The organism is Croceitalea sp. MTPC5 (genome assembly GCF_036985505.1).
Classification (GTDB): Bacteria; Bacteroidota; Bacteroidia; order Flavobacteriales; family Flavobacteriaceae; genus Croceitalea.
The window spans coordinates 1,020,966-1,041,685 of sequence record NZ_BTGQ01000002.1; the positions used below are offsets into that span (position 1 = coordinate 1,020,966).

The following is a 20,720-nucleotide window of genomic DNA, read 5'->3' on the forward strand; positions in this document are numbered from 1 at the left end:
TGTGTTTTGATCGAATGTTTCTAATTGATCAATCTAAAATAATCAGCCCCAACAACATTAAAAAACCGCAGAACGGTTCTAATAAAAAATACCCCAACGATTCTAAAATCACGTTTGGGGTATTTTAATCAATAAACACTATCACCTGCCGAACAAAACTATGATCCGCACATTAGACAATCATCATCGGCCTGGCCCTCTTTTGCGCGTGCGATCATCTCTTTCATTTCTTGTTCCGTCATAGGCTGGATGTCCGTATCTTGAGGAGCAACGGGTGTTGGGTTCACCGTTAAGTTCTCTGCCGCTTTTGGGGAAGCCGCTATAACCTCAGCCTCTGCGGCAACACTTACTGGTACTTCTTTCTTTTTTGTATTGTCTAGAGTGAACTTAATGGCATCTACGGCAGCTTTGGTCCTCAGATAATACATCCCTGTTTTTAAGCCGCTCTTCCATGCATAAAAATGCATGGATGTCAATTTCGAATAGTTGGCGTTCTCCATAAAAAGATTTAAAGACTGACTTTGGTCGATAAAATACCCCCTATGTCTAGACATATCTATAATGTCTTTCATGCTCAATTCCCAAACTGTTTTGTATAAATCCCTAATGTCTTGTGGAATCGTTTGTATATGTTGGATCGATCCATTGGCACGCATCAATTCTTGTTTCATATTTTCATTCCAGAGGCCTAGATTGACCAAATCCTCTAAAAGGTGCTTGTTGACCACGATAAATTCCCCAGAAAGCACCCTTCTCGTATAGATGTTCGAGGTGTAGGGTTCAAAACATTCATTGTTCCCCAGAATTTGTGAAGTGGATGCTGTGGGCATAGGTGCGACCAAAAGGGAATTACGCACACCATTTTTCTTTACTTCCTTACGAAGTTTGGCCCAGTCCCAGCGACCTGAAAGTTCTTCATCTTTAATACCCCATAGATTATGCTGAAACTCTCCTTGCGCAATCGGAGAACCTTCGTATGAAGAATATGGCCCGTCAATCTTGGCCTCTTCCATTGATGCGGTTACCGCGGCAAAGTATAACGTTTCAAAAATCTCTTGGTTCAATTTTTTTGCCTCGTCGCTTGTAAACGGTAATCGTAACATAATAAAGGCATCAGCAAGCCCCTGTACCCCCAATCCGATTGGGCGGTGCCTCATGTTGGAGTTCTCTGCCTCTTTGACAGGATAATAATTGCGGTCAATGACCTTGTTCAAGTTTTTAGTGACCCTTTTGGTTACCTTAAAAAGTTCTTTGTGATTGAACTTACCGTCTTTTACGAACATGGGTAAGGCAATTGATGCCAAATTACAGACCGCTATCTCATCAGGGGAAGTATATTCCAAGATCTCGGTGCAAAGATTTGAAGAACGGATAGTACCCAAATTCTTCTGGTTGCTCTTTCTATTCGCAGCATCTTTATACAACATGTAGGGTGTTCCAGTCTCAATTTGCGATTCTAAAATCTTCTCCCACAAATCTCGAGCCTTTACCGTTTTTCGTCCTTTACCTTCCGCTTCATATTTGGTGTAGAGCTTTTCAAATTCCTCACTATGGTTTGTAAATAGGCCAGGGCACTCATTAGGGCACATCAATGTCCAATCTTCGTTAGCTTCGACCCGTTTCATGAACAAATCTGAAATCCACATGGCATAGAAGAGGTCACGGGCACGCATTTCTTCTTTACCGTGGTTTTTCTTTAAATCTAAAAAATCATAGATATCGGCGTGCCAAGGCTCCATATAGATGGCAAAACTTCCTTTACGCTTTCCACCGCCTTGATCGACATAACGGGCGGTATCATTAAAAACCTTCAACATGGGTACGATTCCGTTTGAAGTACCGTTCGTGCCACCAATGTAGGATCCCCGAGCCCGTACGTTATGAATGGATAACCCTATTCCCCCTGCAGATTGTGAGATTTTAGCCGTTTGTTTTAAGGTATCGTAGATTCCGTCGATACTATCTTCCTTCATTGCCAGTAAGAAACAAGAAGACATTTGCGGTTTTGGGGTACCTGAATTAAATAGTGTCGGCGTTGCATGCGTAAAATACTTTTTTGACATCAACTCATAGGTCTCGATAGCAGCATCGAGATCATCTACGTGAATACCCACTGATACGCGCATTAGCATATGTTGGGGCCGTTCTGCTATCTGACCATTGACCTTTAACAAATAAGAACGTTCCAATGTTTTAAAACCGAAGTAATCGTAGCCAAAATCACGGTTATAAATAATAGTGGAGTCCAAACGTTCCGCATTTTCAGAAATCACTTTAAAAACCTCATCTGAAAGCAAGGGTGCTTTTTTACCTGTTCTGGGATTTACATATTCATATAAATCCTTCATTGTCTCTGAAAAAGACTTTTTTGTATTCTTATGCAAATTAGAAACGGATATACGGGCAGCAAGCTTCGCATAGTCAGGATGCGTAGTGGTCATGGTCGCCGCGATTTCGGCAGCCAGATTATCCAGTTCTGAAGTGGTAACCCCGTCATATAGCCCTTCAATAACGCGCATGGCAACTTTTAAGGGATCTACTAGGTCATTAAGACCATAACACAGTTTTCTGACCCGAGCTGTAATCTTATCGAACATTATCAACTCTTTTCTTCCGTCTCTTTTTACTACATACATGTGGCTACTTTGTTTTTCTTATTTATAAAATATGCTGTTTCACTTCTACAAGCAAGAACTTATAGAAAATAGCGGTAGGTATCGTTATGGTTTTGTTTGGGGCAAAAAAGCGCAAGACATCACAGAAATTCAAAAAATGCCTTACTGGCTTGTCTTTATCTAAAAGTCAGCATCGAAACTGATTTTCTGGGCATCTTCATCCTTATCCTTATTCAACACGCCCGCTTTTTGATATTCTGAAACCCTTTTCTCGAAGAAGTTCGTTTTCCCTTGAAGGGAAATCATATCCATAAAATCAAAAGGATTCGTGGCATTATAAACCTTATCACACTCTAATTCAACCAATAATCTGTCTGTAACGAATTCCAGATACTGGGTCATTAGTTTGGAGTTCATTCCGATAAGGCTCGCTGGTAGCGACTCAGTGATAAACTCCCGTTCAATATTAAGTGCATCGGTCAAAATCTGGGTAATACGCTCTTTTGGAACCTTATTTATCAAATGTTTGTTGTGTAAGTGTACGGCATAATCACAGTGCATTCCCTCATCCCTTGAAATCAACTCATTTGAAAATGTAAGCCCGGGCATCAAACCCCTTTTCTTCAACCAGAAAATAGAGCAGAATGCCCCTGAAAAGAAAATACCCTCAACTGCCGCAAATGCGATTAAGCGCTCGGCAAAACTTGGGGATTCTATCCAATTCAAGGCCCAGTCGGCCTTCTTCTTGATGGCCGGAAAATTTTCGATGGCCTTAAATAGAATATTCTTCTCTTTTTCGTCCTTCACATAAGTATCTATCAAAAGGGAATAGGTTTCCGAATGAATATTTTCCATCATAATCTGGAACCCGTAGAAAAACTTCGCTTCTGCATATTGTACTTCGCTGACAAAATTCTCGGCCAGGTTTTCGTTTACAATACCGTCAGAGGCGGCAAAAAATGCTAAGATGTGCTTGATAAAGTAACGTTCGTCCTCATTTAATTTCTCGTTCCAATCCGTAAGGTCCTCACCTAAATCAATTTCCTCAGCAGTCCAAAAACAAGCTTCACACTTCTTATACCATTCCCATAAATCATTATGCTTGATTGGAAAAATCACAAATCGGTCCTCATTTTCTTGTAATATAGGCTCGTTGGAAGCAGACATAGTGTTCGGTATTAAAATTGAATAATTTAGATTGAAAAGTTACCCTTCGGTACGGACCAACAAATATTGAAAAATGTAATCAGAAGATAAAGCGTGTTTGAGTTAATCCATTACAAAGTTTTTAACACGGATCGTTGAAATGTACGTTGGCCAGTGATGTTTATTATGGGTTTCATAAAAGAGTATGATCCTGCAGGTATTAAACAAAAAACAGCTTCAAAAAAAAAGACCAAAAAGTATGTTTACGCATACCTTTTGGTCTTTATGTGTACCACCAAACCGTACGGCCTTGGCCCTACTTATCTTCATTCATGTTCAGGTAGTTCCCCCGAAACCCAAATCATAAAATCAAACTTGTAGCAACCAGACTATTTTGCAAATTCACATACTTTTAAGCATGTTGGTTGGCCGTACGTTAGTTGGTATTTATCTACTGGCAACCGAAGAAAACTTTTCTTTCCGGTCAACAGTATCTTTAGTATCGGTCAGCACTGACAACAGTAAAGTCATTAACAGTACGATGAACAGAATAATGCTTTTCTTCATTTTAAACTGATGTTTGAACCAACATAACAACATCGAAGATACTTTAGCATCGATAGCAAAATCATTTCGTATGTATAACTGGTACAAAATCTTGTATAAACGGAACCTGTTCAAAACCGTGTTATGCTCAATTACCGAACATAAAACGTTTTTGTAGGCGAAAGCTTACAGGTAGGGTTTAGGGGGTTTTAGCGCAATTTATAAGCTATAATCACCCATTAATACATAATCGGCATCAAGCACTACATATTAATGCTAATTTTATAAATTGAAACACCTTTATTCACTATGTTGGAAGCCGTACTTGTTGATGATGAATCAAAAGCTTTGGAAAGCCTAAGTTGGGAGTTGAGTAATTTGAGTGATGAAGTAACCGTTGTCGCAACTTTTACCGATGCCCATAAAGCCCTTGATTATCTAGAAAAGAACACTCCGGATTGTCTTTTTCTAGATATAGAAATGCCCGTTATGGATGGTTTTCAGTTCATCAAGAATCTAAAAAACAAGAATTTTCCGGTGGTCATTACTACCGCGTACAACCAATACGCACTCAAAGCCTTGAAAAATGAAGCGATAGACTACCTTCTCAAACCAATAGACAGTGATGATTTGAGTGAGACTATTACCAAAATCAGAAAATTCAACGATAAAAACTATACTGCAGAACGTTTAGAACAAATTCTGATAAGCTTCAATTCGCAGTCGCTGAAAAAAAAGATTACCCTTAATACTGATGGCAAACTTTTGTTTTTGGACAGTGAAGAAATCTTATACGCCGAATCTGATGGTAACTACAGTACACTTTATCTCGAGGATGGGCAAAAAATACTACTCACCAAAAAATTAAAGGAGGTTAACCAGTTACTCCCTTCAGAATCTTTTTTTAGGATACACAATTCCTACGTGGTCAACCTAAGTAAAATCAAGGAGTTTTTAAAGACAGATGGATACGTAATACTTAAGACCAATCATAAGATTCCCGTTTCAAGACAAAAGAAATCAGATTTTCTGGATTTGCTATAGCTCCCCTGAATGTTAAGATCAATTGCCACACATTTCAATAAGACCCCTTATCAAAAAACAAGAAGCTTTATAATCCTTGTTTTTTTGGTTTTGTTCGGTAGTTGGTGCTGCGCACAGACGGATAGCGTGCAAGTGCAAGAAAATATCGAAAGGCTTATCGTCGTTAAGCCCAAAACCTATCTTGAAATCGATCAGGTCTTAAAACCCCATCGTAGGGATACCGTTTCACTGGCGCGGTTCATTAAAATCGCAACAGGGAATAATTACCAAGAGGGGCTATCCTATGCCCTAAATCAAATGGGCACTACCTATAGAAACCTCTCAGAATTCAAAAAATCGATTTTACTACATCAAAAAGCCCTAAAGATTGCCGAAGAAATCGAAAACAAAGAGTTTCGGGTATTAAGTCTTAATATGTTAGGGGTGGTGTTCAGAAGAACTGATGCCGTTAAAACGGCACTTGATTACCATCAACGGGCACTTGAGCTTGCCGAGGCCGTTAGCGACCCTTCAGAACATATCAAAAGGCATATCAATATCTCATTGAACAGTATTGGAAACCTGTATCAAACCCTTGGGCAGTGTGACCTTGCCATCTCACAATTTCAAAGGGCCCTTAAACTTGAAGGCGAGTTGAACAACAAACTGGGGGTAGCAATAAACAATCAGAATATCGGCGATTGTCTCGAACAGAAAGGACAGTTGGATGAAGCCTTGGACTATTACAGAAAATCATTGGCCCTCAATGAGGAAATCAATAATGATTTTGGACGCATACTTTGTAAAAATAGTATTTCACAAATCTATCTAAAACAAAACATGCCCAATGCCGCCCTTGTTCTTTTGCAACAGCTGAAAGAACCCGCCGAGAAAATGGGTGACAAGTTCATCACCTCCTCCATTTTAATAAATACCGGTTGGGCCCAAATGGAAGTAGGGGGTTATTCAGATGCTGAAAAAAACATTCTTAGAGGACGTAAAATGGCAAATGAAAGCAATATGCCCAGCCTCATCATGTATGCCAATAGACACCTATCGGATCTAGAGACCAAAAGGGGCAATTACAAAAAGGCCTTAATGTACCACAAAGAAGCCGACAGGTTTAACAAAGAAATTACAAACGACCGAAATCTAAGATATATCAATGACCTTATCTTAAGGTATGAAAGTGAAAAGAAAAACAGTCAAATATCGGTTCTTGCCAAAGAAAATGAGCTGGTAAAGTTACGTCTGAGAAAAAATCAGACCACTATTTTAGTCAGTACCCTAGTCATCGGCCTAATAGCCACCATCTTGTTCATAATGTACCGCCAATACCAATCAAACTATGAAAAACGGGTTCTTGGTATGGAGCAACATATGCTAAGGAGCCAGATGAACCCACACTTTTTGTTCAACTCATTGAATTCCATAAAACTTTATATCATAAACAATGACAAAAAGAACGCCGTTCATTATTTGAATAAATTCTCAAAACTGGTACGTAGAATTTTAGAAGGTTCGTCTTTAAAAGAAACACCACTGTCAGAGGAACTGGAAACCGTCGCACTTTACCTAAATATCGAAAATATACGTTTTTCCAATGAAATCGATTACGATATCACCGTTGCTGAAGACATCAATACCGATCAAATAAAAATACCTTCATTGGTATTACAGCCTTTTCTCGAAAATGCAATTTGGCATGGCCTTTCTTCAAAAGAGGGTCAGAAAAACCTGTGGATCAGCATCGTCAAAAAAGATGGGAACCATATCCAAATTAGTATCGTGGATAATGGTGTAGGTCGCAAAGTGTCTCAAGAAATAAAGGAAAACCGCGTACTGAAAAGAAAATCAGTGGGTATCGATATCACCAAAGAACGTCTGGCCAATTTCGCCAAGGATTATCAAAACGACTTTAGTGTAGAAATTATAGATTTATTTGATGATGAAGGCAATTCTAAAGGCACTAAAATATTGCTGGAAGTGCCTACTATCTAATTTTATGCGCTTTGGCCACCTCTTCCAATTCCGAATACCATGTTTTGCCAAACTTCCGTATCAAAGCGTTTTTTACAAATTTGTAGATGGGTACCTTTAACTCGTTTCCCAAGCTGCATGCAGGGTCACAAATTTCCCATTTATGGTAGTTAACAGCGGTGAATTCAGTATACTCCCTTATCCTGATGGGATATAAATGACATGAAATAGGCTTCTTCCATACCGTGGCCCCTTGATTATAGGCTTCCTCCAAACCGCACTTGGCGATACCGGTTTCAGAAAAGATGACATACGCACATTCACTATTGTTGACCAATGGGGTTTCCCATTCGCCGTCTTCCCCTTTCACGAAAGCCCCCTGTGCTTCAATCGCCGCTATACCCTCGGGCCTCAAAAAGGGTTTAACATCTTTGAAGATATCGACCAATATTTCAGTTTCATTTTCTTCCAAAGGGGCACCAGACTCACCATCAATGCAACATGCACCCTTACAGGCATTTAAATTACACACAAAATCACTTTCTATGATCTCTTCTGAAATAAGGGTGTTGTCAATCTGGAACATATGCTAATAAAATTGTAACAAATTTAATAATACCGCTCTTTATAATCCAATTCGCTCTTTTTAAACGTAAATTGGTCTTATTTTCAATTATTGTTCCATGAACTTTAACCTTAAGGAGATTGCAACCGCAAGTATGGTACTTTTTGCCGTAATCGATATTTTAGGAAGTATCCCCATCATCATTTCACTAAGAAACAAAGTTGGTCATATACAATCTGAAAAAGCATCCGTCGTCGCAGCTTGCCTCATGATCGCATTTTTATTCGTAGGGGAGCGCATTTTGAACTTGATTGGGATTGATGTGAACTCTTTTGCCGTCGCCGGTGCTTTCGTAATCTTCTTTCTGGCCCTAGAGATGGTACTGGGCATTACGCTATTTAAAGACGAAGAACCCGAAAGTGCCTCTGTAGTCCCTATTGCTTTTCCATTGATTGCAGGTGCTGGAACACTGACCTCGATTTTAGCATTACGTGCCGAGTATTATGTTGAAAATATCATTGTGGCCATCATCATCAATATCATTTTCGTTTACGTTGTATTGAAGTCTTCAAAGAAAATCGAAAAAATACTGAGTAAGAACGGGCTTAGTGTGATAAGAAAGGTTTTTGGCGTAATTTTACTGGCGATAGCCGTGAAATTGTTCGCGGCCAATATCAATGAATTATTTTAGTACCAAGAGCCCCTGATTATGAGTAAGACTTTCACGATTATATTGGTAGCAATAGCTTTGGCCCTTGCTATTTATAATATCACATTATTGGATTTCGATCATCTTTTTAAAGGTGATAGCCTAATTGCCTGTATTGGGATACTGGCATCTTTTTGTGCCATATTGATACTGTTGATTTTCAATACGTCCAAAAAAATATCCAAAAAACTAAAGGACGATTAATTAATTTAAGGGCTTCATATGGCTACCATCCATAAGCTCCATTACCTCAGCATCTAGGTCAACCACTTTTTTAAGCATTTTGTCTTGCTTTGATTTAATTTTTGAAGCGAGGTCCACTGAATATAATTGCTCGGCGATATTGGCCTTTAAAAATGTTTTTATACGACTTTCATTTCCATAGAAATCAAGCTTTATCCCCCCATTTAGCAAGTAGTCGATAAACCGCTCAAAGATGATGTCGTCGACCCTATATTCTTCAATAAACTCGTTTTTGGGGTAATTGGCAAAACGGGTTCTATCCTTTTCCAAAAATTTGAAAATAAAATCTGAAAAATAGCCAGAGGCATCCAAGCTTTTAATGCGTTCGTCATCTAAGCTTCCTATGGGAACGAAAATGTCAGGTATGATTCCGCCACCTCCGTAGACCACCTTACCTTTTGGTGTTGTGAACTTCAACGAATCAGCGACCTTTATACTATCTACGGATACCAACTCGCCACTATTGTATCTATCCATATACTTTTGATAATAGTCTTTATGTCCCTTTTCATATGATTTTTGAATGGAACGGCCCGTTGGGGTATAATACCTAGATACGGTCAGCCGAACGGCGGAGCCATCACCAAGGTCCATTTCGCGCTGCACCAAGCCCTTACCGAAAGAACGCCTACCCACTATGGTACCGATGTCATTATCTTGTAATGCCCCTGCTATGATCTCACTTGCTGAAGCCGAGCGTTCATTGATCAATACATACACGGGCTTATCCTCAAATGTTCCGCGGTCAGTGGCGTAGACCTTGTTTACCTTACCCTTTTTATTTTTGGTGAATAAAATCAGTTTACCATCCTCTAAAAACTCATCGGCCATTTTTTCGGCAACACCTAAATAACCTCCCGGATTATCCCTCAAATCAAGCACTAATTTATTGGCGCCTTGTCGCTGAAGGTTCGACAATGCCCTCTTGAATTCTTTAAAAGTTGATTCTGCAAATCGATTGATCTTTATATACCCGATACCATTGGCCATCATGAAGTTCGCTTCCACACTTTTTATCGGCACCACATCCCTTGTAACAGTGACATCAAAAATCCTATTTTCTGACTTTCTATAGATTTTTAAATTGACCTTGGTACCACTCTTCCCTTTAAGTTTATCGACCAAAACCGTGTTCGGTATTCTTTTACCGAACAATGTATCCTTATCTGCAAGTAGTATCTTATCCCCTGCTTTCAAGCCTTTTCTGTAGCTGGGACCTTCTTTTATGGTTCGCACAACGGTTAGCGTGTCTCGGTACATGTTGAATCGAATACCAATACCAACAAAGTCCCCTTTCATGTTCTCGGTAATCGCATCTATCTCACTGCGGGGTATGTATACGGAGTGGGGGTCAAGCTTGCCCAATATATTATTGACAGTGACATCCACAATACTGTCGGTATCTACCTCATCGACATATTCATAGTCTATATAATCGATCAATCGATTGAGTTTGTCTTTTTTAGAGTTGGTTGAAAATAGCTTTTCAGGGGTATCGTTAAAATGGAGTTTGCCTCCAATGAAAATACCGATGGCCACGGCCAGTGCCAGCAAAGTAGGTAATAAATAATTGTTCTTTTTACTCATACACGTGGCTAATGGATTACACCATTTCTTCTACTATTGGTAAATGCATCGTTTCTACGCCTGCCCTTTCTAGAAATCGTAACCCTGAATCATCTTTATAGGCCTTTTGGTATACTACACGTTTTATACCTGATTGATGGATCAACTTGCTACATTCGCGACATGGCGACAAGGTGATGTACAATGTAGCTCCCTCACAGGATTGGGTTGATGAGGCGACTTTCAATATCGCATTTGCCTCAGCGTGTAACACATACCATTTCGTATATCCTTCCTCATCTTCGCAAAAGTTCTCAAAGCCGGTGGGGGTTCCGTTATATCCATCTGAAATGATCATACGATTCTTCACGATTATCGCCCCGACCTGTTTGCGTTTGCAATACGAGAGCTTTCCCCATTCTTTTGCCATTCGCAAGTAAGCCTTATCGTATTTTTCTTGTTTGCCTGCTTCCATGAAATTCTTTAGGACAATATTTAAATATACCTGCTTTGAAAGAGGCTTACAACTGAATTCGATAAAATTTAACGATTATATCAATTAGGGAACGTTTCAATCAACATTGGTATTGTGACCAATAAGATTAAAATCGATGTAACACGAATAAAAATACTTTGTTTGACCTTGAATAGGTTTTGCACAACATAGGCAATTACCAAGGCTAAGAGAATGATTGTTACCTGAGAAAGCTCAATGCCCGTGGCAAAACCCAGCAAAGGCACCAGTTTGTTTTCTTCTTCGGCCATTAACATGTTAAAGTAATTGGAAAAACCAAAGCCATGGATCAACCCGAAAAAAGCAGTAGCCAATGCCTGAAAATAAATACCGGTGACGTGTTCCTTTTTAAAGCCGCGTAGAAAATTGAACAAGGCCGTCAAGGCAATGGTCACTGGAATCAAAAATTCAATCAACCCTACATCAACAGTGAAAATACCATACACTGAAAATGCCAAAGAAGCACAATGTGCAATTGTAAAGATCGAAGCCAAAATGACTACTTGTTTCCATTGTTTAAAGGTAAATGGCACGGCCAATGCCGCCAAAAACAAAATATGGTCATATGCGCCCAAATCCAATACGTGCGTCAAACCCAATTGTATGTAAAACCAAAAGTCTTGCATTATTTAAGTTTATGGTTTATGCAAAAATATAATTTGAATACCAACTGTAACCCAATGCTGTTCACTATTTACGCTCCACTGCACAAACACCTGACACCTAACACCTAACACCTAAATTAACCCATTCCGCGTTCTTGCTGGATTGTTTCATAGGCCTTTTGTACCTCTTTGAACTTTTCTTCAGCTCCTTTCTTGATAGCCTCGTTCTCGGTAATCACCTTATCAGGATGGTATTTTTTTGCCATATTACGGTATGCTTTTTTGACTTCATCATCAGTTGCCGTTTTTTGAATTTCCAATATTTTGTAGGCCTTATCGGCAGATTTAACGAACATGGCCATGATGCTTTCAAAATCTACCTTTCCAATGCGCAAAAAACCAGCCAATTCTTTAAGTTTCGCTATTTCTGCAGCACTTACCTGACCATCGGCCTGTGCGATTCCAAACAAAAAATGAACCAATTGCAAGCGCACCTCATAACGTGTTCTTTGGTTGAGGTACTGACAAATTCGTTGGGCGGATACTTCACGTTTTTTAATAACATCATTAAAAGTCCTAAAAATAGCATTCGCCTTTTCTTTACCATAAGTGCTTAAAAAATACTGGCGCACATAATCCAACTCACGCTGGCTTACTTGACCATCCGCTTTGATAACGATAGAGCATAATGAAAGTAGGTTCAATTCAAAATCGGCAGGGGAAACACTTTGACGCGTCAGATCATCAAAAACCGACCTCGGTCCACGAGAATCACCCCCCATGAGATTATCTAAAAAACTACCCGCTAAAAATCCGAGTATGCCTCCTATAAATCCTCTAAAAGAAAACCCGATAATGGCTCCCAACCATTTTATCATACCTCAAAATCTTTGAAATTCAAATATAGCGGTTTGTGTTAGAAAAGGATTGTGAATGCCGTGTTAAGTCCTTTAAAAAAAACCACAAAAACCTTATCTTTGACTTTATTAAAAAAATTAGACTATGTATCCTGAAGAATTGGTGAAACCAATGAGAAACGATCTGGCAAGTGCTGGGTTTGAAGAATTATATACAAGCGATGCCGTTGAGAATGCCCTTAAAAAAGAAGGAACGACCTTGGTTGTCGTAAATTCCGTTTGTGGTTGTGCTGCCGCCAATGCGAGACCTGCGGCCAAGTTAAGCTTACAAAATGCAAAAAACCCGAATCATTTGGTGACGGTTTTTGCGGGCGTTGATACTGAAGCGGTCAATACGGCCCGTGCTGCAATGGTCCCTTTTCCACCGTCGTCGCCAAGCATGGCGTTATTCAAAGATGGTGAATTGGTGCATATGATCGAAAGACACCATATTGAAGGCCGCCCTGCTGAAATGATAGCAGAAAATCTAATGGAGGCTTACAATGAGCATTGTTAAGAAATCCGTTATTTGAAAAACAGCATTGAACCACTCTAAATAGAGTGGTTTTTTATTGGGATTTACTCAGTGAATACGGAGCTTCATCTTGTCGAATTCCCCTGTGGGCATTAGGTTCGTTATCAAGTATGAAACGGAGCTCACCCCCATTTTTGAATACCTCATGGGCAATGTAATTCTTAGCGTAGGGCGAACCATTCAGTTCGGCCTCTTTAATATACACGTTTTCGGCACTGTTATTTAGATTGGTAATGGTAAACGACTGCCCGTTGTCAAAATTCATGATGGTCTTATCAAATAACGGAGATCCAAGAACGTATTGATTGGTGGCTGAACTTACGGGATAAAACCCCATAGCGGAAAATACGTACCATGCCGACGTTTGCCCGTTATCCTCATCACCACAAAGTCCGTCAGGTGTCGGCAAGTACAACTTGTCCATCACCTCTCTCACCCGTTGCTGTGCCTTCCATGGTTCACCGGAATAATTGTACAGGTAAATGCCATGTTGAATAGGCTGGTTGCCGTGGGCGTATTGCCCCATGCCCGCAATCAACATCTCGGTAATCTCATGTATTTGAAAACCATAATAGCTAAAGTCAAAATCTGGAGGGCTGGTAAAAACGGCATCCAATCTATCGTTGAAGTTCTTTCGGCCACCCATCAACTGGATCAGGCCATCGATATCTTGAAAAACGGACCAAGTGTAATGCCAAGCATTTCCTTCCGTAAAGGCATCACCCCATTTTACCGGGTCAAATGGCGCCTGAAAACTACCATCTTTGTTTTTGCCCCGCATAAAACCAGTTAGGGGATCAAAAAGCCTTTTGTAGTTATAGGCCCGCTTTAAGAATTTATCCATTTCTGATTTTGGACGCCCCAGTTCCCTTGCCAAACGGTAAATCGAATAGTCGGCAGCGGCATATTCCAAGGTGCGTGCCGCATTTTCATTAATGCCGACATCATAGGGCACGTAGCCTAAATCATTGTAGTGCCCTACCCCCAAACGCCCAACAGAGGCAATCGGACCTTCATTTTCACTGTTCTTTAAGATGGCCTCGTAGAGCATATCAATATCGTAACCGCGAATCCCCTTGAGGTAGGCATCAGCAATGATAGTGGCAGAATTAGACCCTATCATGGCAGAACGGTGCCCAGGGCTGGCCCACTCTGGTAACCAACCGCTCTCTTTGTAGGCATTGACCAAGCCCTGCATCATTTTTGCGTTCATATCAGGATAAACCAAGGTAAAAAGCGGAAAAACCGCCCTAAACGTATCCCAGAATCCGTTATCAGTGAAAAGATAGCCTTTCTCAATTTTTCCATTGTAGGGGCTATAATGCACCATGTCACCATTTGCATCGTACTCGTAGAATTTTCTAGGAAAAAGAAGGCACCTGTACAATGCGGTATAAAAATTTTGTCGCTCTTTCAATGAGCCCCCTTCGACTTGCAGTCTGCCCATCCACAAATTCCAATTGTCTTTTGCCTTTTGTTTGACCTCTTCAAAAGAGTCTTGTTTCAATTCCCTTTTTAAATTCGTTTTTGCCTGTTCCAAACTTATAAAAGAGGACGCCGTTCTTAGCGCTACTTTTTCATTTCTCCCCGTTTTAAAATGTATGACCGCTACAATGTGTTCGCCTGTAGCGCTTTCTTTTGCATCCAACAATTGATGGTTTTCGTAGAATTGTACTTTCTCAATGGTTTTATCCAACTCGATTACAAAATAATTTTTGAAATTATCGGGTACCCCTCCATTATTGTACCGACTATACCCTGTAATGGTATTTCCTTCGACCTTGATGTGGGAACCCATAGGGAAAGCGTCGATTACAATATGTGAATCATTCGATTCTGGGTAGTTGAACCTGAACATAGCCGCGCGTTCCGTGGGGCTTACCTCTGCCCAAATATCATAATCGGCCGCATATACTTTATAATAATAAGGTCTCGAAACTTCAACCTTATGGCTAAAGTGTGACTTGCGCTTAATTTCAGTGGTCTCAACGGCACCTGTTCTGGGCATAAGTGAAAATGTACCGTAATCGTTCAACCATGGTGATGCCTGATGCGTCTGCTTAATGGCATTGAACGTAGGGGAATCGTAGGCATAGGTCCATCCATCTTTGTTCAGGGCCGTTTGTGGTGTCCAAAAATTCATTCCCCAAGGCACTGCAATTGCGGGATACGTGTTTCCGTTTGATAGGTCAAATGAAGAATCCGAACCTACTAAGGGATTGGCATAATCCACAAAATCCTGTGCACTGGCCGAGAACAACATTAAAAGCCCTAAGGCCCATAAAACAAAATACTTATGCATTGCCGTCTTTCTTTAGAACTAGTGATTGGAAAAGTACAAAATCTTGTTGGCCAATACGACCTCAACCCAATCAAAAAAATGGCACATTATTGTCATACTTTTGAAAAAATTACCAACTTGTTCTATAAATGATTCCTATTCCATGAAATTACTGTCATATCCCATTACATTGATTTTCTTTGCTTGCTTCGGATTGACCTTGGTCATTTTTCACCCGATACAATGGGTCTGTCTTCATGTTTTTGGTTATAATGCACATCATACCAGTGTTTTCGTGCTTAATTGGTTTCTAATGCGCTGTACCAATATCTTAGGCACGCGATACCGATTTGAAAATACACAGCAAATACCAACGGACAGACCTTTGATCATTGTGACCAATCATCAAAGCATGTATGATATTCCACCCATTATTTGGTATATGCGAAAATACCATCCGAAGTTTGTGGCCAAAAAAGAATTGGGTAAGGGGATACCGAGTGTATCGTACAACCTGCGACATGGGGGTTCTGCCTTGATCGATAGAAAAGATGGTAAACAGGCAATTATGGAGATAGGGAAACTAGGGAGCTACATCGAAAAACATACAAGAAGTGCCGTTATTTTTCCGGAAGGGACACGGAGCAGGACCGGAAAACCAAAGCCCTTCAAACCAATGGGCCTCAAAATGCTCATGAAAAAGGCGCCCTCGGCATTACTGGTTCCTATAACCATTAACAATTCGTGGAAGTTATTGCGCTTTGGGCAGTTTCCTATGGGTCTCGGTGCCTATGTAAAATTTAAAGTGCATGCCCCCATCGAAAATACGGGCAACCCTGACGAAGTTATCAAGCTAGTTGAAAAAACCATAACCAAAGCTATTTTATAAGCCTTATGGATACTTCAAAATTAATTGAAACAACCGTTGCCTTTGTAAAAGAAGGTTTAGCCAATGCAGAGGGTGGTCACGATTGGTTTCATATTGAACGTGTTTTCAATAATTCATTGTTGATCGCCAAAGAAGAATCGGTAGATGTATTGGTGGTCAGTTTGGCGGCACTATTACATGATATTGCGGATCCTAAGTTTCATAATGGCGATGAGACCGTTGGCCCTAAAATCGCAAGGGATTATCTTACAGGTGCCAAAGTTGCCAAAAAGACAGTTACGCATGTCGTACGAATCATCGAAAACCTATCTTTCAAAAATTCATTGGAGGGAAAGACCAGAAGATTTGACTCAAAAGAACTTCGGGTAGTTCAAGATGCAGACAGGCTCGATGCCATTGGAGCCATTGGTATTGCCCGGGCCTTCAATTATGGGGGATTTAAAAATAGGCCCTTGTATAACCCTGAAATACCCCCTGTACCAAACATGACGAAAGAAGCATATAAAAATTCCTCGGCACCGACCATCAACCATTTTTATGAAAAATTGCTGCTGCTCAAAGACCAGATGAATACCATTACCGGAAAAAAGATAGCAACCCAGCGACACCAGTATATGCTCGATTTTTTAGCGCAGTTCTATGGGGAATGGCAGGGCAATCGCTGATGCGGTTTAAAAGGCTGGGGCAGGCTTGAAAAGTTGAATCAAGTTCGCTATCTTCAAGGCATCAACAAAATACCATTGGAATGCAAAGAAGAAAATTCATTAAAAATGCGGCTGCTTCCACTGCTGCCTTTAGTATCGTACCCAGTTTTGTTTTAGGAAAAAACCACACCCCCCCAAGCGATACGCTCTACGTCGGCGCTTTTGGTGTCGGTGGAAGGGGAAGTGGTGTCATTCGAGGTCTGGCCGCAACTGGAAAAGTCAAGTTTGTGGCATTCTGTGATGTAGATGATCGCAGGGCAAAAGATTCCTACGATACATACCCTGACGTCAAGCGTTTTAAAGATTTTCGAAAAGTCTATGACAAACACCTCAATGATATTGACGCGGTTATGGTGGCGACACCAGATCACACCCACGCCTCAATTGCCTTACCATTTATGAGAGCGAAAAAACATGCTTATGTTGAAAAACCGTTGACCCATAACATTCATGAGGCGCGGTTAATAACCAAAGTAGCTGCTGAAAATAGTATTGTGACCCAAATGGGCAACCAAGGTGCCTCAAGTGATGATAGTCGAATAGCTCGAGAATGGGTAGAGTCGGGTGTTATTGGAAAAGTACATACTATTGATTGTTGGACCAATAGGCCGGTTTGGCCACAAGGTGTTCCCATACCTACAGAAAAACAGCGTGTTCCAAAAGGATTGGATTGGGACCTATGGCTAGGCCCTGCGGCCATGCGCGATTACAATGCAGCTTATCTGCCCTTCAAATGGCGTGGATGGTGGGATTTTGGTACTGGTGCATTGGGCGATATGGGATGCCATATTATGGAAACCCCATTTAGTGTTTTAGATCTAGGTTACCCTACAGAGGCAGAGGCGAGTTGCACTACCGTATGGGTAGGCGATTTTGTTGAGGCCGACTACAGTCCTTCATGTCCCCCATCCTCAAAAATCCATTTAAAGTTTGAACATGAACATCACGGTGACATTCAATTGAATTGGTATGATGGTGGATTAAAACCAGACCTTCCCGATGCCCTTAAAGACGATGAAACGATAGGTGATAGTGGAGGCGGAACCATAATGTATGGTGACCGTGGCACTTTAGTCTTTGATACCTATTCTCGAAATGCACGATTCTTACCTTCAGAGTTAAAAGAAATCTATAAATCTCCAGAACCAAAATACCCGCGTATCAAAAATGGAATTGACGGACACATTGCCAATTTTGTGGATGGTTGTTTGAACGGTGCCGCGACGTCCTCTGATTTTGCAAAAGCAGGTCCGTTAACGGAAACGGTGCTAATGGGAAATCTGGCCGTAAAAGCATATCAATATAAAACGCTAAAAGCCGGCAAAAAAATAGGCGATTGGGATCCTTACGATTATCCAGGAAGACGAAAATTGTTATGGGACGGTGAAAACATGAAAATCACCAACTACGACAAAGCCAATGAATGGGTAACTAGGGCCTACCGCAAAGGTTGGGAATTAGGATAGCTAGCCATTGCCCTATAAAAGAAATATGATCATTAATCATATACAATTGTTGTAAGCAATATGAAAAAAGTTCTATCGATTCTTATTTTTCTCATCTTCTGTTCTTGCAATAAATCAGAATTTAAAACTATTGATTTTGGTTCTTTCGAAATTACAGTCCCTTCAAATTGGAATGAATATGAGATAAAGGGAATTGATAGTTATGTTGGCGGAATAATAACGGACACAAATGACACTCTAATATTTGATTTGGGTTGGTATTCTCCCGATGTTAGTGAAAATGATTTTCCAATGGTTTTTGACTCCTACGGACTTTCCGAATTGTCTCAAAAAGAAAGGGAAATATTACCAACAACAAACCATTTAATAGTAGACACTTTGAGTGGAGATATTGAATTTGAGAAATATCTTCGTTACAAATCTGAATTAGATTCTCTTGATTGCTTTGAAGTGAAATTCATAACGCCAAGAAATAAAGGTTTTGGTGCAACGGGAATTTACATTGACAGCCTAAAAGGTAGCGATGAAAATCATGATAAGGTGAGATTTGGATTCTATGGAAATCATTTATCGGATTCCACTCAAATAAAATTTCTAAATGCTATAAGAACATTGCGCTTCGAAAAATACTGCTTACAACACAACCTATAAACAATACGGGCTTCAGGCATACACGAAAGGTTTACGTATTTTTATGAAGTCCGCTAAATCTTTAGGATTTCGCTTTAGTCAAGAAAAGAAAAAACAAAACCAAAAGATTTCGCTATCTGCTTGGCGGAAAGCAAACGCCAGTTTGCTCCCGTACTGTTCATAGCTCAACCGTTAGCCGTAATTCTAGAAGACAATTCTATTATGGAATTTAATAATCCAAATCTTATATGAAAAAAGAAAATGAAATGACTTCAGTATCAAGACGTAAAGTAATTGGTCTTCTAGGCATGGGGGCTTTAGCCGTTCAATTTCCAATGAGTTGTTCACAGGCTAAACCTAAAAGCAAAGACCTTGAAACACAACTGTTCTATTTGACAATACAAGAAATCGGAGAGTTAATTAGGACAAAAGAAATCTCTTCGGTTGAACTTACCACCATATTGCTGAATCGTATTACCACTATTGATGCTAAACTTAACAGTTACATTACTGTAATGAAGGAATATGCTTTATCAACTGCTAAAATTCTTGATGATGAACTTAGTAATGGAAAATATAGAGGTCCTATGCATGGTATACCAATTGCGTTAAAAGACCTTTTTTATACTGAAGGAGTTACTACAACTGGTGGAACCATCGTGAGTAGTTTGGTGCCAGAATATGATGCTACAGTTACAAGTAGATTAAAAAAAGTAGGCGCTATAATTATTGGAAAGTTGAGTATGTCCGAAGGTGCTTATTTAGCACATCATCCAAAATTTAAAGTTCCCAAAAACCCATGGGACAAAAGTCGTTATACCGGTGTTTCTTCAAGTGGTTCAGGAGTAGCGGTTGCTGCAGGACTTTGTTTTGGATCATTGGCAACAGACACGGGTGGATCTATACGATACCCTTCTTCTGCCAACGGTGTTGTAGGGTTAAAACCAACCTTTGGAAGAGTAAGCAGATATGGAGTTTTACCACTCGCATTATCCATGGATCATGTTGGCCCTATGACTAGATCAGTAGCAGATGCGGCTATAATGTTTGAAGCAATAGCAGGGGCTGACCCAAATGACCAGGTGACCCTAAGGGAATCTGTTCCTAGTATTACAAGTAAGCTAGATGGCAATATAAAAGGAGTACGAATAGGATTTGATAGAAAATATTCAACTGAAAACGTAGAGCCACAGGTTGTTGAAGCAACCCTAGCAGTTATAGATGTATTAGTTTCACTTGGAGCTGAAATCATCGATGTTGAAATGCCTGAAGTGGGACAAATAGTCGACACATGGGTTAAAATTGGTAATAGGGAAGCCTCCAAAATACATTCCAAAACTTATCCATCTAGATCCGAAGATTATGGAGAAGGATTCAAATGGGTTATGGAAAGTGGTTTGAAGGTAACAGAACTAGAATTTGCAGAAGCCAATAAAGAACGAAGCAGAATAGCCGAAGAGTTCTTGAAGATGCTTTCCAATATTGATGCGTTTGTTTGTCCTGTAATGTGGTGTGCCCCTGGTGTCTATTCACCAGCCGAAGTTTTAGGAGGGTTTAGACCAGTAGACCCTTCTCCTTTGCTTAATGACGTTTTTGCAAAACCGGCTGATTTTTCAGGCAGTCCGTCCTTAACTGTCCCATGCGGGTTTTCAAAAGATGGCGCACCAATAGGTATTCAATTCATCGGAAACCATTTGGATGAGGAAATGATATGTAGAATTGGATATGCCTATGAGCAAAATACAGAATGGCATAAGAAGCACCCCACTCTTTAACATTTGGTAAAAAGAAAATAAAAACTACGGCT

General features: G+C 40.2%; 18 protein-coding genes. 10 read left to right on the top strand and 8 right to left on the bottom strand.

Annotated elements, in window-relative coordinates; all coding sequences use genetic code 11:
• Positions 1 to 158 precede the first annotated feature (158 nt).
• Both AACM45_RS09800 and AACM45_RS09805 read right to left on the bottom strand, forming a co-directional pair.
• Positions 159 to 2,636, bottom strand: coding sequence for a ribonucleoside-diphosphate reductase subunit alpha (locus AACM45_RS09800; protein WP_339142357.1), 2,478 nt, complete (start codon positions 2,634 to 2,636; stop codon positions 159 to 161).
• A gap of 159 nt (positions 2,637 to 2,795) precedes the next feature.
• Complete coding sequence (locus AACM45_RS09805) at positions 2,796 to 3,782, bottom strand: ribonucleotide-diphosphate reductase subunit beta (RefSeq protein ID WP_339142358.1); 987 nt, start codon at positions 3,780 to 3,782, stop codon at positions 2,796 to 2,798.
• A gap of 834 nt (positions 3,783 to 4,616) precedes the next feature.
• Between AACM45_RS09805 and AACM45_RS09810 the strand changes: the two genes are divergently transcribed.
• Positions 4,617 to 5,351, top strand: a complete 735-nt coding sequence (locus AACM45_RS09810; protein WP_339142359.1) for a LytR/AlgR family response regulator transcription factor — start codon at positions 4,617 to 4,619, stop codon at positions 5,349 to 5,351.
• Positions 5,352 to 5,360: 9 nt separating this feature from the next.
• On the top strand, positions 5,361 to 7,331 hold the full coding sequence (locus tag AACM45_RS09815) for a tetratricopeptide repeat-containing sensor histidine kinase (RefSeq protein WP_339142360.1): 1,971 nt from the start codon (positions 5,361 to 5,363) through the stop codon (positions 7,329 to 7,331).
• On the opposite strand, the gene AACM45_RS09820 is transcribed toward AACM45_RS09815, so the two are convergent.
• Entirely contained in the window at positions 7,324 to 7,896 is a 573-nt protein-coding gene (locus AACM45_RS09820) for a DUF3109 family protein (protein WP_339142361.1), read from the bottom strand. The genes AACM45_RS09815 and AACM45_RS09820 overlap by 8 nt on opposite strands.
• 97 nt (positions 7,897 to 7,993) lie before the next feature.
• On the opposite strand from AACM45_RS09820, the gene AACM45_RS09825 reads away from it, so the two are divergent.
• Together AACM45_RS09825 and AACM45_RS09830 are read left to right on the top strand one after the other, a co-directional pair.
• Positions 7,994 to 8,566 carry a MarC family protein gene (locus AACM45_RS09825; RefSeq protein WP_339142362.1) on the top strand — a complete coding sequence of 191 codons (573 nt, stop codon included), beginning with the start codon at positions 7,994 to 7,996 and terminating at the stop codon, positions 8,564 to 8,566.
• 18 nt (positions 8,567 to 8,584) lie between these two features.
• Positions 8,585 to 8,788 carry a hypothetical protein gene (locus AACM45_RS09830; protein ID WP_339142364.1) on the top strand — a complete coding sequence of 68 codons (204 nt, stop codon included), beginning with the start codon at positions 8,585 to 8,587 and terminating at the stop codon, positions 8,786 to 8,788.
• Here the strand turns inward: AACM45_RS09830 and AACM45_RS09835 are convergent, their stop codons facing one another.
• From AACM45_RS09835 to AACM45_RS09850, 4 genes are all read right to left on the bottom strand, one after another.
• Entirely contained in the window at positions 8,789 to 10,414 is a 1,626-nt protein-coding gene (locus AACM45_RS09835; RefSeq protein WP_339142365.1) for a S41 family peptidase, read from the bottom strand. It abuts the gene before it with no gap.
• Positions 10,415 to 10,430: 16 nt separating this feature from the next.
• Positions 10,431 to 10,868, bottom strand: coding sequence for a deoxycytidylate deaminase (locus AACM45_RS09840; protein WP_339142366.1), 438 nt, complete (start codon positions 10,866 to 10,868; stop codon positions 10,431 to 10,433).
• An 80-nt stretch (positions 10,869 to 10,948) separates the two neighbouring features.
• On the bottom strand, positions 10,949 to 11,533 hold the full coding sequence (locus AACM45_RS09845; protein WP_339142367.1) for a HupE/UreJ family protein: 585 nt from the start codon (positions 11,531 to 11,533) through the stop codon (positions 10,949 to 10,951).
• 116 nt (positions 11,534 to 11,649) lie between these two features.
• Positions 11,650 to 12,390: a TerB family tellurite resistance protein gene (locus tag AACM45_RS09850; protein WP_339142368.1), complete on the bottom strand. Its 741-nt coding sequence runs from the start codon at positions 12,388 to 12,390 to the stop codon at positions 11,650 to 11,652.
• Positions 12,391 to 12,514: 124 nt separating this feature from the next.
• Here AACM45_RS09850 and AACM45_RS09855 point away from each other — a divergent pair, with 124 nt between their 5' ends.
• Positions 12,515 to 12,925 (top strand): BrxA/BrxB family bacilliredoxin, encoded by a 411-nt coding sequence (locus tag AACM45_RS09855; RefSeq protein ID WP_339142369.1) that lies wholly within the window; start codon positions 12,515 to 12,517, stop codon positions 12,923 to 12,925.
• Between the two features lie 52 nt (positions 12,926 to 12,977).
• On the opposite strand, the gene AACM45_RS09860 is transcribed toward AACM45_RS09855, so the two are convergent.
• The gene (locus AACM45_RS09860; protein ID WP_339142370.1) at positions 12,978 to 15,245 is read right to left on the bottom strand and encodes a GH92 family glycosyl hydrolase; all 2,268 of its coding nucleotides are present in this window, start codon (positions 15,243 to 15,245) and stop codon (positions 12,978 to 12,980) included.
• 142 nt (positions 15,246 to 15,387) lie between these two features.
• Between AACM45_RS09860 and AACM45_RS09865 the strand changes: the two genes are divergently transcribed.
• From AACM45_RS09865 to AACM45_RS09885, 5 genes are all read left to right on the top strand, one after another.
• Positions 15,388 to 16,113: a lysophospholipid acyltransferase family protein gene (locus AACM45_RS09865; protein WP_339142371.1), complete on the top strand. Its 726-nt coding sequence runs from the start codon at positions 15,388 to 15,390 to the stop codon at positions 16,111 to 16,113.
• Positions 16,114 to 16,118: 5 nt separating this feature from the next.
• Positions 16,119 to 16,778: an HD domain-containing protein gene (locus AACM45_RS09870; RefSeq protein ID WP_339142372.1), complete on the top strand. Its 660-nt coding sequence runs from the start codon at positions 16,119 to 16,121 to the stop codon at positions 16,776 to 16,778.
• Positions 16,779 to 16,858: 80 nt separating this feature from the next.
• Positions 16,859 to 18,283 (top strand): Gfo/Idh/MocA family protein, encoded by a 1,425-nt coding sequence (locus AACM45_RS09875; protein WP_339142373.1) that lies wholly within the window; start codon positions 16,859 to 16,861, stop codon positions 18,281 to 18,283.
• Between the two features lie 60 nt (positions 18,284 to 18,343).
• Positions 18,344 to 18,934: a hypothetical protein gene (locus AACM45_RS09880; protein WP_339142374.1), complete on the top strand. Its 591-nt coding sequence runs from the start codon at positions 18,344 to 18,346 to the stop codon at positions 18,932 to 18,934.
• A 227-nt stretch (positions 18,935 to 19,161) separates the two neighbouring features.
• Complete coding sequence (locus AACM45_RS09885) at positions 19,162 to 20,688, top strand: amidase (RefSeq protein ID WP_339142375.1); 1,527 nt, start codon at positions 19,162 to 19,164, stop codon at positions 20,686 to 20,688.
• The last annotated feature ends 32 nt before the right edge of the window (positions 20,689 to 20,720 follow it).

Bases quoted from the DNA above. Each gene is read 5' to 3' on its own strand.
- AACM45_RS09800 (WP_339142357.1), bottom strand. From the start codon at position 2,636: ATGTATGTAGTAAAAAGAGACGGAAGAAAAGAGTTGATAATGTTCGAT.
- AACM45_RS09805 (WP_339142358.1), bottom strand. From the start codon at position 3,782: ATGTCTGCTTCCAACGAGCCTATATTACAAGAAAATGAGGACCGATTT.
- AACM45_RS09810 (WP_339142359.1), top strand. From the start codon at position 4,617: ATGTTGGAAGCCGTACTTGTTGATGATGAATCAAAAGCTTTGGAAAGC.
- AACM45_RS09815 (WP_339142360.1), top strand. From the start codon at position 5,361: ATGTTAAGATCAATTGCCACACATTTCAATAAGACCCCTTATCAAAAA.
- AACM45_RS09820 (WP_339142361.1), bottom strand. From the start codon at position 7,896: ATGTTCCAGATTGACAACACCCTTATTTCAGAAGAGATCATAGAAAGT.
- AACM45_RS09825 (WP_339142362.1), top strand. From the start codon at position 7,994: ATGAACTTTAACCTTAAGGAGATTGCAACCGCAAGTATGGTACTTTTT.
- AACM45_RS09830 (WP_339142364.1), top strand. From the start codon at position 8,585: ATGAGTAAGACTTTCACGATTATATTGGTAGCAATAGCTTTGGCCCTT.
- AACM45_RS09835 (WP_339142365.1), bottom strand. From the start codon at position 10,414: ATGAGTAAAAAGAACAATTATTTATTACCTACTTTGCTGGCACTGGCC.
- AACM45_RS09840 (WP_339142366.1), bottom strand. From the start codon at position 10,868: ATGGAAGCAGGCAAACAAGAAAAATACGATAAGGCTTACTTGCGAATG.
- AACM45_RS09845 (WP_339142367.1), bottom strand. From the start codon at position 11,533: ATGCAAGACTTTTGGTTTTACATACAATTGGGTTTGACGCACGTATTG.
- AACM45_RS09850 (WP_339142368.1), bottom strand. From the start codon at position 12,390: ATGATAAAATGGTTGGGAGCCATTATCGGGTTTTCTTTTAGAGGATTT.
- AACM45_RS09855 (WP_339142369.1), top strand. From the start codon at position 12,515: ATGTATCCTGAAGAATTGGTGAAACCAATGAGAAACGATCTGGCAAGT.
- AACM45_RS09860 (WP_339142370.1), bottom strand. From the start codon at position 15,245: ATGCATAAGTATTTTGTTTTATGGGCCTTAGGGCTTTTAATGTTGTTC.
- AACM45_RS09865 (WP_339142371.1), top strand. From the start codon at position 15,388: ATGAAATTACTGTCATATCCCATTACATTGATTTTCTTTGCTTGCTTC.
- AACM45_RS09870 (WP_339142372.1), top strand. From the start codon at position 16,119: ATGGATACTTCAAAATTAATTGAAACAACCGTTGCCTTTGTAAAAGAA.
- AACM45_RS09875 (WP_339142373.1), top strand. From the start codon at position 16,859: ATGCAAAGAAGAAAATTCATTAAAAATGCGGCTGCTTCCACTGCTGCC.
- AACM45_RS09880 (WP_339142374.1), top strand. From the start codon at position 18,344: ATGAAAAAAGTTCTATCGATTCTTATTTTTCTCATCTTCTGTTCTTGC.
- AACM45_RS09885 (WP_339142375.1), top strand. From the start codon at position 19,162: ATGAAAAAAGAAAATGAAATGACTTCAGTATCAAGACGTAAAGTAATT.